This window comes from Cytobacillus firmus, from assembly GCF_023612095.1.
Taxonomy (GTDB): Bacteria; Bacillota; Bacilli; order Bacillales; family Cytobacillaceae; genus Cytobacillus.
Genome location: NZ_CP086235.1, coordinates 1,138,252 through 1,154,113, shown reverse-complemented (window position 1 = coordinate 1,154,113; position 15,862 = coordinate 1,138,252). Strand labels below are relative to the sequence as shown.

Genomic DNA, 15,862 nt, shown 5'->3' with positions numbered 1-15,862 from the left:
ATTTGTTTTTTCATAAAAAAATCCTTTTGACAGGCAAAAGGATTTCACTTCACATATTCCGCAACCCTATTCCTCCCAGCCTGCTTAGCTCCAACATATAAAGCTCTGTCAGCATGGCGTATGAGGGCCAGAGAATCATCGGCATCTTCTGGTGCAGCAGCTACCCCAATAGAAGCGGTAATATAAACTTTTGTACTGCTGCTGCTTCTTCCATCGATGGTCTGTTTGAGTATGAAAGGCCGATTGGCAATGGTCTGTCTGATAAGCTCGGCCCAGCCTATTGCATCTTCTTTGCTGGTATCAGGCATTAGGACAATAAATTCCTCGCCGCCATATCGGGCAGCAATTCCAGCCGTATCAATCAGATTTGTCAGCCGATCAGCCAGTTCGCAGAGGATTTCATTTCCGCTCTGATGTCCATACGTATCGTTCACTTTTTTAAAATGATCGATATCGAGTATGATGAGGGAGAGGAGATGCCTTGAACCATTTTGCAATCTGCTGAATTCTTCATTTAGTTTCTCTTCTATATAGCGGTAATTATATAGTTTCGTTAGCGCACAGCGCTCGCTTTTGGCTTTTGTTTCTTCATAGTGCCTGGCATTCTCAATGGCTATTGCAAAATGCGAACATAATATATCGACAATCATGAGCTGCGACTTTTCATATGCCCTCTTTTTCGTGGATGAAAGCAGCAGAATCCCCAATATTTCATTACTTCGGACTATTGGAACACAAATGATGCTCTCCGCATCTTCCGGCAAAAATTCCTTAGCAATGTTTTTCCATTTCCTTTTCGAATGAAAAAGGACCGATTTTCTGGTCTCTAAAACCAATCCGCTGATTCCCTCATTTTTATTTGTTGGCATAAGATCATTCGGCTTAATTAGTTCATGCTCTTTCCGGAAAAGGGAGTGAAGTTCATCATTGTCTTTGATATCAAGGATATAGGCATAATCAACAGGAACCATTTCGCTCAATTTCAAAATAAAAAGCTCCATAACCTCATTAACATCAAGGTGCTCAGCCATTTTATGACTAATTTCTGAGGCTTTTTGAAGGTAATCAATCACCTTCTCACTGGAGTAATAAAGATGAAGTATGATTGAAAGACTTACAAATGGCACACCTACAATCAGGAGTGCAAGAATTCCCACTTCAGCATAAAGAATGTAAAGGATAAGGCCAATCGGGAATGTTATGAGTGAAGTGACTGTTTCCCAAATCAGGTCTTTTTCCAGAAAGGAGATTCTCCTGCCGTACAATGCAGCCTGAATTACACTGATTAATATCTGATTTAGTGTAAAATGAATGACCGGATAGGCGGCAGCAACCCAGAAATACTGGGGTTCAGCAATCAAATCTATTCCTGTTTTGCCTCCCATTGCAAAATAAGCCAGCCCGCTCAATAAAGAGACCGTAAAGAATAAAAGTGAGTTAAGCGGCAGACGGAACAGCTGGTCTTTTTGTACTTTAAGTCTTATGAGAAGTACCAGGACACCCACCTGAACCATAATAATTTCAGCAAGAAGACCAAAAGTTAAGAAGACTGCCATGGAAACCCATTGTATCAAAAAAATTGGTGTATTATTGACAACCATCGGCATGGAAGAAACGAGAAACATTAAAATAAAAAAGGCAAATAAACTGATTCCCTGTCCTGAAAGATCGGGAGGGTAAAAATGATAGGTTAGCATGAAACCTGCGGGAAATAACAGTATCCATAATAACCATATTGAATTTTTGGCTCGTGAACTAACTATCTTTTTTCCCCTCCTCCAATTTATTCAGGAAAATAGTCTGATAATAAAAATATTTTATCAAATTTTCTAACTTTTGTCATTTTTTCATTGTCTGTTTTCCAAAAGTTTCAAAAGAGCTGGCTTCACTTCTGATAGGAAGTAAAGGGATCCGGTTATGACAAGGACGCTATTTTTTCCTGATTCGCACACTTCTGTCTTCAATAGCTCTTTCCAATCTTTATTAAATAGTTTCCTGCTGTTTTCACTGAGATTATATAAATCTTCAGCTGATGCTGCTCTCGGAAAGTGAAATTCTGTAAAAATGATGGAGTCTGCTGCAGAGTCAAGCTTATTGATCATTTTATCAAGCTTTTTATCAGCCAGCGCAGCAAATATAATCTTTTTGCTTCGATCTCCAAAACGCTTCTCCAGCTCAGCAGTTAAAGCAGATATCCCTTCTTCATTATGTGCCCCATCTATTACCACCAGCGGGTCATGAGACACAATTTCAAATCGGCCGGGCCAGAAGGCTGTTTTCAATCCGGCTCTAATGTGTTTCTCCTCAATAATGAAAGAATAAAACTTATTTAATAGCTCTGCTGCCATTACAGCCAGGGAGGCATTTTCAGTCTGGTGTTTCCCGCTCATTCCTGTCTCAAGATCACAGAACTCCTGAAAGACTGTCTCAAGGGAGAAAAACTCACCCTGAACCAGGGGTTTATGATCCAAAATAGCAAATTCCTTCCCCAGCTGATAAACCGGGGACTTTAAGCCTGAAGCTTTATCATGGATAACTGCGAGTGCTTCTTCCTGTTTGACAGCTGTAATAACACTGATCCCAGGTTTAATGATTCCCGCTTTTTCATAAGCGATTTTCTCATAAGTATCCCCAAGTATGGCTGTATGATCGAGCCCGATGCTTGTTATGATTGATAACACGGGATAAATGATATTAGTGGAGTCATATCTGCCGCCAAGCCCCACTTCAAACAATACAAGATCCACTGGTTTTATATGACCAAAATATTGAAAAGCCATGGCGGTAATGATTTCAAACTCAGTTGGACCGCCAAGTTCGGTCTGTTCCAATTCAACAGCCAGCGGATATATATCATTGGCAAGCTGAATGAGATCCTTATCCCCAATTGGGGTTCCGTTGAGAGAAATACGTTCATTAAAATTCTCAAAATAGGGCGATGTAAAGGTCCCGACTGAATAACCCGCCTCTTGAAGAATGGATCTTAAAAACGTAACTGTTGAGCCTTTTCCGTTCGTTCCGCCAATATGAACAGACTTAATTCTTCTCTCAGGATGGCCGAGTTTTTCCATCATCCATTCCATTCTCTGCAGTCCAGGCTTCATTCCCAGCCTCAGCCTTGAATGAATCCACTCCAGGGCTTCCTCATAAGCAGTAAACATATATATGCACCTCCGTTATACAGGAAGGAAGACGAATCCTTGATATGGACCCGCCTTCCCAAACTTTAATTATTCTCCTTTTAGCTCTCTAATGCGAGCTTCTACAGCTGCTCTCTTCTCGCTGTAGTCTTGTTCTTTTGCTTTTTCTTCTTCAATTACTTTTTCCGGCGCTTTTTTAATAAAGCCTTCGTTTGAAAGTTTCTTTTGAACACGTTCTACTTCTTTATTTAATTTATCCCATTCTTTCTGCAGTCTGGCCACTTCTTCTTCAATATTAATCAGACCCTCAAGCGGCAGGATAATTTCTGCTCCACTCACAACTGCTGTCATCGCCTTATCAGGTGTCTCAACCTCTAAAGCCAGCACCAGTTCCTCAGGGTTACAGAAGCGTTCAATATAGCCACGGTTATTTTCCAGTGTAGAAAGAATTTCCTGGTCTTTCGTCCTAACCATCATTTTAATCTTCTTGCTCATTGGCGTGTTCACTTCAGCACGGCTGTTGCGGACAGAACGGATGATTTCAACAAGCAGCTTCATTTCATTTGCAGCCTGGTTGTCTGTGTATTCATCCTTTACTGCCGGCCACTGGGCAACCGTAATCGATTCACCTGAATGAGGAAGGTTCTGCCAGATTTCCTCCGTAATGAATGGCATAAATGGATGAAGCAGGCGCATTGTGTTATCCAGAACATATGCCAGAATGGAGCGCGTCGTTTTCTTGGCAGCTTCATCTTCTCCATAAAGCGGCAGCTTCGCCATTTCGATATACCAGTCGCAGAAATCATCCCAGATGAAGTTATACAGCACCCGGCCAACCTCTCCAAACTCATAGCGGTCAGACAATCTTGTAACAGTCTCGATTGTTTCATTCAAACGGGTTAATATCCACTTATCAGCAACAGACTTTTCACCGCTTAAATCAATTTCTTCGAATGTTAATCCATCCATATTCATTAAGGCAAAGCGGGATGCATTCCAGATTTTATTGGCAAAGTTCCAGGTTGCCTCTACTTTTTCCATACTGAAACGAAGATCCTGTCCCGGCGAACTTCCTGTAGAAAGGAAATAACGGAGTGAATCGGCACCATACTGGTCGATAACATCCATTGGATCAACGCCATTTCCAAGGGACTTACTCATCTTGCGTCCCTGTGAATCACGAACAAGACCATGAATTAATACATCCTGAAATGGACGCTCTCCTGTAAATTCGAGACCTTGGAAAATCATTCGTGATACCCAGAAGAAAATGATGTCATAGCCTGTTACAAGAGCTGCTGTCGGATAGTATCTCTTAAAGTCAGCAGAGTCAGTATCCGGCCAGCCCATCGTTGAAAACGGCCATAATGCAGAACTGAACCATGTGTCTAATACATCTTTATCCTGTTCCCAGTTTTCACTATCTTCAGGAGCTTCATGACCTACGTAAACCTCACCAGTCTCCTTGTGATACCAGGCCGGGATCCGGTGTCCCCACCAAAGCTGGCGTGAAATACACCAGTCGCGGATATTTTCCATCCAGCGCAGATAAGTTTTTTCAAATCGGTCCGGAACAAAGTTCACTTTTTCTTCTTTATTTTGAAGTGCGATGGCTTCATCTGCAAGAGGCTGCATTTTTACAAACCATTGTGTTGAAAGGTATGGTTCAACTACTGCACCGCTGCGCTCTGAATGGCCCACAGAATGCATATGCTCTTCAATTTTGAAAAGAACTCCTTCTTCCTGAAGATCCTTTACGATCTGCTTGCGGCATTCAAAGCGGTCCATACCCTGGTAAATACCTGCTCTCGTGTTCATCGTGCCGTCTTCATTCATGACAAGGATTCTTTCAAGATTGTGGCGGTTTCCGATTTCGAAATCATTTGGGTCATGAGCCGGTGTAATTTTTACTGCACCTGATCCGAAATCCATTTCTACATAATCATCCGCAACAATCGGAATTTCCCTTCCTGTGATCGGCAATTTAACTGTCTTGCCGATTAAATGCTTATAGCGCTCGTCTTCCGGATGTACTGCAACAGCAGTATCCCCAAGCATCGTTTCAGGGCGAGTGGTGGCAATTTCGATATGTCCCGAACCGTCTGTCAGTGGATATCTCATATGGTAGAATGCGCCTTGAACATCCTTATATATAACTTCTATATCAGAAAGGGCTGTTTTCGTAGACGGATCCCAGTTGATGATGTACTCTCCGCGGTAAATCAGTCCTTTATTATAAAGTGAAACGAAAACCTCTCTGACAGCTTTTGAAAGGCCTTCATCCAGAGTAAAGCGTTCACGGCTGTAATCAAGCCCTAATCCAAGCTTTGACCATTGCTGGCGAATATGGCTGGCATATTCCTCTTTCCATTTCCATGTTTCTTCCACAAATTTTTCACGGCCCAGATCATAGCGGCTTTTTCCATCATTGCGAAGTTTTTCTTCAACCTTTGCCTGCGTGGCGATACCTGCATGGTCCATTCCAGGAAGCCACAAAACATCGTACCCTTGCATACGCTTCATACGGGTGAGGATATCCTGCAGGGTCGTATCCCATGCATGGCCGAGATGAAGCTTTCCTGTTACGTTCGGAGGCGGGATTACAATTGTATACGGCTGCTTCGTTTCGTCATCTTTTGCTTCAAAGAATTTCCCTTCCAGCCACCAGTCATATCTACCTTTTTCAATCGCCAGCGGATCATATTTCGTCGGCATTGTTAATTCATTGTTATCCATATGTCATTCTTCCTTTCTAAAAGCAATCAGCAAAAATAAAAAACTCCACTCGCCATAAAAGGACGAATGGAGTTTGTTTCGCGGTACCACCTTTTTTCAATCACTAAAGAAAAGCCCAAAAGACATTCGTATAGTGATTGACACTTATGCAGATAACGGATTTCCCGTCTTTTACTACTTGGCTTAAGCCTTTCGCAAAAGATGCTCTGGGGCGACCTTCCAACGGTTCTGCCTGGATAACCTTTCAGCTGCTGGTTTTCCTCTCTAAAAGGCAAATGGCCATTGTACTCTTCCCTGTCTTAGCATCGATATAAAGTTATATATAAAATATACTACCGAAAAAAGACTGTTATAGTCAATAAGGATATCCCAGTTTTTTATATATTATTCACTGTCTCCATTGAAGTGATGATCAATCTGCCCTTATTCATTGCCGGGTGCGTGAACGTTACAGGGGAAAAAATGAAAATAGGCACTTTACGGAAAAGAAAATCATAGGATATATATAAGAACATTGTAAAAAGGGGTATGCATAAATGAGAAGAAAATATAATCCATACACACTGCCTCCATGGTTAAGAACTTTCAGGAATATATGTGCACAATTCATTATCCCGTTCTGTGTTTTTCAAGGCATAAGAACCATATTATTGCCTACTACCTTCGACGTACTGCTGCTCTCGCTGTTCATCCTGATCGCTATCGCCTTTCATCTAAAATTGGTTTAGGAGCCCGCATTCTTCAGCTTTGGGCTCCTTCCTGTGCCTGAGCTTCTGCTGCCGCTTTTGCTTCCTGCTTTTGCCTCTCAATCTCATCAATTCTCATAACGGCATATTCAATATTTTTTAAAAGCCAGTACTGCCTTTGCAGATGCTGAACCGCCTTTCTTTCTCCTCTCTTTCCTTCCCCTTTATAATATTGTTCGCAAGCTTTGATAATCGGACCCGGATGAGCAAAGTAGCTTAGAAACAGCAGCATCTCGTCGTCCCTGAAGGGAAAGTATTTCATATAAGTATAAATCCATTCTACACACTCCTCCGATCTTTTTGGATATGTTTTCAGTGTCCTTGATAAAAACGGGAGTAAATCATGGAGCGGCGATCCCTGTCTTGCATTCTCGAAATTTGTGAAGTAGCCATATCCCCTATCATCGTATAAAAAATGTTCGGTGGAAACTTTTCCATGAATAATGACCGTACGTGCTTTTTCACTTTCCTTTGTTTTTTCATACCAATCCTTAAATTTGTTTGTGGAGAATTTCAGTGCCTGGCTGACATCATGGTAGTATAGAGAAAACATTAGCTCAAAAGGTGACATATACTCTTTTCTTTCGCAGGCCTCGATGAATCCCTCCAAAAACTCCTCTTCCTTCCCCCATTCCTGAAGGGTGTTTTCGTAATGTTCAGTACGGTCTTCTTTTTTTATAGGAACTTCCCGTGAGGACAATGTGTGGAGTCTTGCCAATTCCCTAATCATCTGCTGATGCCGCTCAAATCTGTCCTCCTTTTCTTCATTAGACATCCAGGGCATTAAATAAAATAATTCATTTTGATGGAGCACCGCATATCTTCCGTCCACCGTTGGGTAAATAGGCACTATTCTGTTATAGCCTTTTTGAAAGAGTGTTTGTACATGCCTGATAAAATCTGCTCCACGCTGAGGCTTTATTTTCTTCAAAGCAAACACGCCTTTGCTGCTGTAAATCTTCTGAACTCTCCCAAAATCCTCTACAAAATGCGGCTCTAATGAATAATGTATTAAAATGGGAGAGACTTTCTGCAGCCGATTTTTTTCTTCCACCTTAACCACTCACTTTCCAGAATGAAAAAATATAAAGTGAAACTTCAATCAGTGGGGGTTTTCCTTATCCCCCGCTGATTGTTAGTTGAACCAATCGGGCCTTTACGGGCAGTTTGACCCCCACTTTTCCTCCTTTGATTCCTCTGAGTCTTGAAGTGGGGGTCTTACTGCCCGTTAGACTGCGATATATTGGTGAAACGAAAATAGCTGAGCGGGTTATCAATACCTGCTCAGCCTTATAACCATTTAATGGGCTACCGCAACAGGAATGTACAGCACTTGCCCTTCATAAATATCCTGATTAATTTCCAGATGATTCACCCTTAAAAGCTGCTGGGACGGTATGTCATACCTTTCAGCAATGGCATCAATTGTATCGCCGTTCTGCACAATGCAAACCTTGAGTTTAACATGTTCTTCTGACTCTTCCTTGCGCGCAAAAAACTCAGTTAACGACATGCTTTTCTTTTTGGAGAGTTTCTTTTTCTTAGCTTCCTGTTCTGATGAGGATGATTCCTCGGTTTCCTCACCAGTTTCCTGTGCAGCTGCCTGGACAGGTTTCTTTTCAAAAGAGGGGCTATCCGATTCGGATGCTTCCGTCATTTGATAAATTTCCTGTGCAGTTGGCGGTTTTTCCTCTTCACTTCGCTGAGAAGAGAAAGATACTTCCGGCGCAGTTTTCTGCGTCTGTTCTTCTTGTGGCTGCTCTTGAGTTACTTCAAGCGCTGCCGGCACTGCAGGTTTGATGACTTCCTGCTCTTCCGCTTCAGGCTGCTTTCTTGCTTCTGCCTCAAATGGAATATATACCTCAGCTGTTTCCAGCTGCTCTTCCTGCTGTTCCTCTTCCCGTATATCTTCCTCGGCAACAGCGAATACCTGTTCAGCGGAAACCTGTTCCTCCCTTTCTTCCTCCAGCTCCTGTTCTTCCTGCTGATAAGACGGCCATTCCTGCAGAATCGGCTCTTCTTCCTCTGTCTCCTCCACCGCTTCAGGAGATCTGTACAGAGGCTCTAATTCTTCAGTTTCAGGTTCAGTTTCTTCCTCCCATACTTGAACAGGCACATGCTGCTGATCACCATATAATCCTGTTATGGTTAAATTAGCTGTCAGCTTCATACAGCTTCTTTCCGGCAGAACATAATCGAAGGACTCTACCGCAACGTCAATATCGTAAATGCTTTCGATTCTATTATTCGGAATGGTGATATCGACAGGAAAATAGTGTTTGAATTCACAAATTCCTTCTCCCCGTTCTTCGATTGTCTGAACGAACTTGGTTACTGCAAAATCCTCTTGTTCTTCCTCAGATGCTTCTTCTTCGCTGCGTCTATACTCACCTCCCAGTTCCAATGCTCCCTGGATTGTTACATATTGATCGCTTTCCTGAATTGTTATATTGGGGTCTAACGAGATGGAAATCAGGTCTGATACTTCCTGTCCTTTTTGAAACCATACTGATTCTTCTAAAGAAAATCGTAAGCACGATGGATTCCCCTGAGACAAAGCGACTCCTCCCTTCGAATCTTTGCGTTTAATCACTATGTCATTAACAATCCTATGAGGGATGAGGGTACTTTATGATTAGAAAATCACGCATTAAGGGAATACAAAAAACACTCATCTAAAATGATGAGTGTCAGGTTTTGCTTATTTTAATTTGGAGAATGCCTGTTCAGCAGCCAGGATCGTTTTTTCGATATCCTCATCTGTATGTGCAGTAGAGAGGAAGAGTCCTTCGAATTGGGATGGCGGCAGGAAGACTCCCTGGTTTGCCATTTCCCTATAATATTCCGCAAAAAATTCAAGGTTGGATGTTTTAGCTTTTTCATAGTTAATAACGTCTTCATTTGTAAAGAAGATGCCGATCATGGATCCGGCACGGTTGATGGTGTGCGGGATATCATATTTTTCAGCAGCTGCCTTAAGCCCTTCTTCCAGTCTGTCTGCTTTTCTTTCAAATTCTTTGTAGGAATCCGGTGTCAGCTGGCTTAAAGTCTCAAAACCTGCTGTCATGGCAAGAGGATTTCCTGATAATGTTCCTGCCTGGTAAATTGGGCCGCTTGGTGCAATCTGCTTCATTATTTCAGCTTTTCCGCCATATGCACCGACTGGGAGACCGCCGCCAATAACTTTGCCAAGGCATGTAATGTCCGGTGTCACCCCAAAATAGCCCTGCGCACAATTGTAGCCAACGCGGAATCCGGTCATTACCTCATCAAAGATAAGCAGGGATCCGTTTTGCTCTGTAATTTCTCTTAAGCCTTCAAGGAAGCCCGGCTGTGGAGGAACAACTCCCATATTTCCAGCTACCGGCTCCACAATCACACCTGCAATATCATCTCCGAATTGCTCGAAAGCATATCTTACACTTTCAAGATCATTATAAGGAACTGTAATCGTATTTTTAGCTACACCTTCAGGCACTCCCGGACTGTCTGGCAGCCCCAGTGTTGCTACACCGGAGCCGGCTTTAATTAAAAGGGAATCGCCGTGGCCGTGATAGCAGCCTTCAAATTTCATGATTTTATTTCGGCCAGTGTATCCTCGTGCAAGTCTTAAAGCACTCATGGTAGCTTCTGTTCCGGAAGAAACCATCCGAACCACTTCGATGGAAGGAACGCGCTCAATAACAAGCTTGGCAAGCTCATTTTCAATTTCAGTTGGAGCTCCGAAGCTTGTCCCCATTTCAGCAACTTTCTTAATACCCTCGACCACACGTTCGTTTGTATGACCCAGAATTAAAGGGCCCCAGGACAAAACATAATCGATATATTCATTGCCATCGATATCGTAGATTTTTGAGCCGCTTCCGCGTTCCATAAAAATGGGATCCATATTAACCGATTTAAAGGCACGTACAGGAGAGTTTACTCCTCCAGGCATCAATTCGCTTGCCTCTTTAAAAGCCTTGTTAGATTTTTCATAAGATCGCATGTCATCCCTCTTTTCTATTTAATAAGGAGTTTCATTAACTAATGATCTGCAGTTTTATTCTTGTTCTTTAATCCACCTTGCCGCATCTTTTGCATGGTAAGTAATGATTAAATCACTTCCTGCACGCTTCATGCCTGTAAGCATTTCCATAACTATTTTTTGTTCATCTATCCAGCCGTTTTGTGCCGCAGCTTTAACCATTGAATATTCACCGCTTACATTATAAATCACAATTGGCAGATTGATGTTGTTCTTAACGTCCCGTACAATGTCCAAATAAGGCATTCCCGGCTTAACAATCAGGAAGTCTGCCCCTTCCATTAAATCAGATTCAGCTTCGCGCATGGCTTCCATTCGGTTGGCAGGATCCATCTGATATGCCTTTCGGTCGCCAAACTGCGGTGTGCTGTCAGCTGCATCACGGAAAGGACCGTAGAATGCAGATGAATATTTAACTGCATAGGACATAACAGGGATATCTTCAAATCCGGCTTCATCAAGACCTGCACGGATGGCTGCTGTAAACCCATCCATCATATTTGATGGGGCAATAATGTCTGCTCCTGCTCTAGCCTGGCTTACAGCCGTCTGCACAAGCAGTTCCAGAGATGCATCATTCAGCACTTCCCCATTTTCAATTAAACCGCAGTGGCCATGGTCGGTATACTCGCAAAGGCAAGTATCAGCAATAATGATGACTTCCGGAAATTTAGCTTTAATAAATCTTGTAGCTTCCTGTACGATTCCATGATCATGATAAGCCTGCTGCCCGCATGCATCTTTCTCTTTTGGAATTCCAAATAAGAGAACGGATTTTATTCCAAGAGAAACGACTTCGTTCATCTCCTCTTCGAGATGATCCAGCGATAGGTTGAAGATGCCCGGCATTGAAGGTATTTCTCTCTTAATGCCTTCTCCTTCAGCCACAAAAATCGGATAAATTAAATCCTCTGTACGCAAGAAGTTTTCACGGATAAGCGCTCTCATATTCGGACTTTTACGAAGACGTCTATGCCTGTTAAATTGAAGATCCATTAATTTCCCCTCCTGGTTTCTGCTAAGTATCTAATAATGCTCTTAAGCATGCTATGTACTGTATATTCTTCCGGAACTGCATGTACCTGCAGGCCATACGCCTCTGCACGTTCTTTAGTCACAGGACCGATGCAGCCCACCACACTGTCTTTTACAGCAGTCAGAAATCCAAGCTCCTTAACAGCCTCCATAAAATGATCCACTGTGGAAGGACTGGTAAAAGGAAGAATGTCTAACCCTTTTCCTGAAAGCTGATCTCTTAACAGACTGATGCTTTCACGTGGAAAAACAGTTTTATAAACAATAACTTCATCAACTCTTGCACCCTTTTCCGAGAGAGATGCTGCAATATAGCCACGTGCCAGATTTCCTTTAGGGATCAATACCTTCATCCCTTTTTCTACTAATGGCAAAAAATCTTCAGCAAACACTTCAGCAACATATTCTCCGGGCACAAACTGCACCTTTAATCCCTTGTCAACAAGCACTTTTTTAGTTTTCTCACCGATAACCGCTATTTTAGGGAAGTGGCTGCTTAGACTAAAATTATTGAAAAAAGCATCCACAGCAGTTTTGCTGGTGAATATCACCCAATCATAAGTATGAATTTCCTTATGGGCCTGAACTAAAGCTTTATTCCGTAAAGGCTCGAAAGCAATCAGGGGGATCTCAACCGGCATCCCCCCATAGCTTCGTATAAGAGCTGAAAAGGACTGAGCCTGTTTTTTCCCTCTTGGCACCAGAACATTCATGCCTTCTAAAGGGGAAGTCCCTTTCATTGCCCGTCAAGCTCCTCTTTTACCCTGTCGATAAGCGCTTTAGCTCCCTGGCCGGTTAACTTAACAGCCACCTTATCACCAAGTTCTTCAGGGTTTGAACCTTTTAGGGTCTCCTTATAAATCACTTTACCATCAGGGGAGCCTACAAGTCCTGTTAACTCCAATTCCCCTGTTTCATTAATTGTTGCAAACCCTGCAATCGGAACCTGGCAGCCGCCTTCCATCTTATGCAGGAAAGCACGCTCTGCACGCACAGTCTGGTTCGTCTCAGGGCATGTGAATTTATCCAGCAATGCCCGAAGCTCTTTATCACTTTCACGGCACTCAATGGAAAGTGCTCCCTGGCCCACAGCCGGCACACAGATTTCAGGCTCCAGGAATTCCGTAACAACATCCGATGCCCAGCCCATCCTGGATAGACCTGCTGCCGCAAGAATGATCGCATCATATTCTTCCGTTTCCAGTTTGGATAATCGGGTATCTATGTTTCCTCTGATCCACTTAATCTCGAGATCCGGACGCTGCGCCAGAAGCTGAGCCCCTCTGCGCAGGCTGCTTGTTCCAATTACAGATCCCGGCTTTAGGTCATTCAGTTTGATATGCCCTTTTGAAATGAGTGCATCCCGATGGTCTTCTCTTTCCGGAATGCTTCCAATTGTCAGACCTTCAGGAAGAACAGCAGGCATATCCTTCATGCTATGTACAGCCATATCAATTTCCTCATCAAGCATGGCCTGTTCGATTTCCTTTACGAATAAACCTTTTCCTCCGACCTTTGAAAGGGTAACATCAAGAATTTTATCACCTTTTGTGACAATTTCCTTTACTTCAAACTCAAAGGATGGATCAATGTTTTTCAATTGGCTGATCACCCAGTTGGTCTGAGTTAATGCCAGCTTGCTTCGTCTTGAACCTACAATTATTTTTCTCATGACAGCCTCCTGCAATTATGTCTGGCAGCGAACAGCCGCCTCCGTTTTTCTTTGTCCAGCTTCGGCTCCTAGCCCCTCGAGGTCATAAGCTGTTCTGCTCTGCGGCAAACTGCGCCGCGCCGCAGACCATCTTATGCTTGTCGGGGTTGGACAGTCGCCTCCGCTTTTCTTATTGTCCAGCTTCGGCTCCTAGCCCCTCGAGGTCATAAGCTGTTCTGCTCTGCGGCAAACTGCGCCGCACCGCAGACCATCTTATGCTTGTCGGGGCTGGACAGTCGCCTCCGCTTTTCTATGAATACCAAAAATGGAATGATGAAAGTTTGCCGAATAAAAAGAAGTTAATTAATACAATTAAAAATGAAGCTAAATTCCAGAGTGCTAAAGATTTTCCATATAAGCCCTTTCCGACTTTCATATAGAGATAAATACTATATAAAGCCAGGACAATGAATGAACCGATTACCTTGGAGTCATACCAGACCATATGCGGCAGCTTAATGTATGCCCACTGTATGCCTAAAATTAAACTTATCATCAGCATAGGTACACCGATTACATTTAATACATAGGACATATGTTCAAGCTTCGACAAATCCGTTATCCTGAGCAGTCTCGTTCCCCACTTTTTCCTTTTCAGCAAATCATATTGAATAAGATACAGCAATGAAAAAACGAAGGAGAGCGAGAACGCTCCATATGAAAGTATCGCAACTGTTATATGAATGAGCAGCAGTTCAGATATGAGCTGCTGCGCTTTGACAGCCGAATCAATCTGCACAGGTGCGAATGTATGGATCGCCATTATGATAAAGCCAAGAACATTTGTAAAAAAGACGATAAAATCAACTCTGAGCAGCCTGTTAATTCCCAAGGAAAGAGTGATAAGCACCCAGGCATAAAAATACAGGCCCTCAAAAATGGTCAATACGGGAAATCTTCCTGTATTAATCATATAAAGTATTAGGAACACCGTTTGAAGCACCCATACAAATGCAAGTAACCAGAAGGCAACTCTATTCGCCTTCCGGTTATGATGAAGAAAATCAATAAAATATAATAAGACACATAAGGCGTACAGAACCACCGTGAATTCATGCAGCCGTGTCATATAGATGTCAAACATGGACAGAACCCCTTTATGATTGAAAGGAAGTCTGCTGTGATTGAGCGAATGCGTGCTTTGGTTTAGCTGCTGCGTGCACGTTCTGCTGATCTGAAACAAGTTCTTCTATATTAAAGATTTTTACAAATAAATCTAATGCCTGTTCGGAATCTTTCTGCCCAGCCATTTCTTTAGCTTGTAAAATAGGATCTTTTAATAGCTGATTGATAATGCTCTTTGTATGCTTGTTCAGCACTTTTTTATCACGATCACTCAAATGCGGCAGCTTTCTTTCAATGCTTGTCATTGTTTCACTCTGTATAGCCAGTGCTTTCTCACGCAAGGCGGAAATGACCGGAACAACACCAAGCAGGTTCAGCCATTGCTTGAACTCAACAATCTCTCCTTCAATCATCAGCTGAATCTTTTCGGCTGCCTTTTTACGCTCCTGAAGGTTCGCTTCAACAATGCCTTCAAGATCATCAATATCATAAAGGAAAACACTGTCCAGGTCTGCGAGTTTCGGATCCAGGTCTCTTGGAACAGCAATATCAACCATAAATAGAGGCTTGCCTTTGCGCATTCTTTCTGCGTAAGCCATCATATCTTTTGTGACAACAAATTCTTTTGCCCCTGTAGAACTGATTAAAATATCAGCTTCAACAAGAGCACATTGAAGCTCATGCAGTGTTTTTGCCTGGCCCGCATAACGGCTTGCAAGATTCTGCGCTTTTTCAAATGTACGGTTAATAACCGTTACTTTGCTGGCTCCGTTGGCATGAAGATTCTGGATTGCCAGCTCACCCATTTTACCGGCTCCTAATATTAGAACATGTTTATTTTCAAGTGATCCAAAAATCTTCTTAGCCAGTTCCACAGCTGCATAGCTGACAGAGACTGCATTTGCCCCTATTTCCGTTTCGGAGTGTGCACGCTTAGCAATCGTTACTGCCTGCTTAAACAAGTGGTTAAAGACGGTACCGGTTGAATTTTCCGATTGAGCTCCCAGAAAACTGGACCTTACCTGTCCTAAAATCTGTGTCTCGCCAAGGATCATGGAGTTTAGGCCGCATGCTACTTTGAATAGATGCTCTATGGCCCCATCCCCTTCATAAATGAATAGGAATGGCGAAAATTCATTCTGATCCATATTGAAATGTTCTGCCAAAAATTCCTTTATATAATAGCGGCCAGTATGAAGCTGGTCCACAACTGCATAAATTTCGGTCCGATTGCAAGTAGACAGAATGACATTCTCTAAAATGCTTTTTTTGTCATTTAAAGTCTTCATTGCCTCGCCCAAATGTGAAGGATTAAAGGTTAGACGTTCACGGATTTCAACAGGGGCAGTTTTATAGTTAAGACCGACGACTAAGATATGCATTGAAATTGACACCCCCAGAA

At 42.7% G+C, this 15,862-nt stretch carries 12 protein-coding genes and 1 other annotated feature; of the genes, 1 reads left to right on the top strand and 11 read right to left on the bottom strand.

What is annotated here, in order from left to right; all coding sequences use genetic code 11:
• Window positions 1-44: 44 nt before the first annotated feature.
• From LLY41_RS05750 to LLY41_RS05740, 3 genes are all read right to left on the bottom strand, one after another.
• Window positions 45-1,697 carry a sensor domain-containing diguanylate cyclase gene (locus tag LLY41_RS05750; RefSeq protein WP_304587135.1) on the bottom strand — a complete coding sequence of 551 codons (1,653 nt, stop codon included), beginning with the start codon at window positions 1,695-1,697 and terminating at the stop codon, window positions 45-47.
• A gap of 150 nt (window positions 1,698-1,847) precedes the next feature.
• A complete protein-coding gene (locus LLY41_RS05745; protein ID WP_304587134.1) occupies window positions 1,848-3,161 on the bottom strand; it encodes a bifunctional folylpolyglutamate synthase/dihydrofolate synthase in 1,314 nt (437 codons plus the stop codon).
• Between the two features lie 69 nt (window positions 3,162-3,230).
• Window positions 3,231-5,876: a valine--tRNA ligase gene (locus LLY41_RS05740; RefSeq protein ID WP_095245055.1), complete on the bottom strand. Its 2,646-nt coding sequence runs from the start codon at window positions 5,874-5,876 to the stop codon at window positions 3,231-3,233.
• A gap of 55 nt (window positions 5,877-5,931) precedes the next feature.
• Window positions 5,932-6,186 (bottom strand) — a binding site (T-box leader).
• Between the two features lie 226 nt (window positions 6,187-6,412).
• Between LLY41_RS05740 and LLY41_RS05735 the strand changes: the two genes are divergently transcribed.
• Entirely contained in the window at window positions 6,413-6,604 is a 192-nt protein-coding gene (locus LLY41_RS05735) for a hypothetical protein (RefSeq protein WP_095245054.1), read from the top strand.
• Between the two features lie 13 nt (window positions 6,605-6,617).
• On the opposite strand, the gene ysxE is transcribed toward LLY41_RS05735, so the two are convergent.
• The 8 genes from ysxE to hemA form a co-directional block, all read right to left on the bottom strand.
• Window positions 6,618-7,676, bottom strand: coding sequence for a spore coat protein YsxE (gene ysxE / locus LLY41_RS05730; RefSeq protein WP_304587133.1), 1,059 nt, complete (start codon window positions 7,674-7,676; stop codon window positions 6,618-6,620).
• A gap of 246 nt (window positions 7,677-7,922) precedes the next feature.
• Window positions 7,923-9,179: a stage VI sporulation protein D gene (gene spoVID, locus LLY41_RS05725; protein ID WP_304587132.1), complete on the bottom strand. Its 1,257-nt coding sequence runs from the start codon at window positions 9,177-9,179 to the stop codon at window positions 7,923-7,925.
• Window positions 9,180-9,323: 144 nt separating this feature from the next.
• Window positions 9,324-10,610 (bottom strand): glutamate-1-semialdehyde 2,1-aminomutase, encoded by a 1,287-nt coding sequence (gene hemL / locus LLY41_RS05720; RefSeq protein ID WP_095245046.1) that lies wholly within the window; start codon window positions 10,608-10,610, stop codon window positions 9,324-9,326.
• A gap of 54 nt (window positions 10,611-10,664) precedes the next feature.
• Complete coding sequence (hemB, locus tag LLY41_RS05715; RefSeq protein ID WP_304587131.1) at window positions 10,665-11,645, bottom strand: porphobilinogen synthase; 981 nt, start codon at window positions 11,643-11,645, stop codon at window positions 10,665-10,667.
• On the bottom strand, window positions 11,645-12,424 hold the full coding sequence (locus LLY41_RS05710; protein WP_304587130.1) for a uroporphyrinogen-III synthase: 780 nt from the start codon (window positions 12,422-12,424) through the stop codon (window positions 11,645-11,647). Before LLY41_RS05710 ends, hemB begins: the two co-directional genes overlap by 1 nt.
• Entirely contained in the window at window positions 12,421-13,356 is a 936-nt protein-coding gene (hemC, locus tag LLY41_RS05705; protein WP_304587129.1) for a hydroxymethylbilane synthase, read from the bottom strand. Before hemC ends, LLY41_RS05710 begins: the two co-directional genes overlap by 4 nt.
• Before the next feature lie 289 nt (window positions 13,357-13,645).
• On the bottom strand, window positions 13,646-14,479 hold the full coding sequence (locus tag LLY41_RS05700; protein WP_076257332.1) for a cytochrome c biogenesis protein: 834 nt from the start codon (window positions 14,477-14,479) through the stop codon (window positions 13,646-13,648).
• Window positions 14,480-14,492: 13 nt separating this feature from the next.
• Window positions 14,493-15,842, bottom strand: coding sequence for a glutamyl-tRNA reductase (hemA, locus tag LLY41_RS05695; RefSeq protein ID WP_304587128.1), 1,350 nt, complete (start codon window positions 15,840-15,842; stop codon window positions 14,493-14,495).
• Window positions 15,843-15,862: the final 20 nt, after the last annotated feature.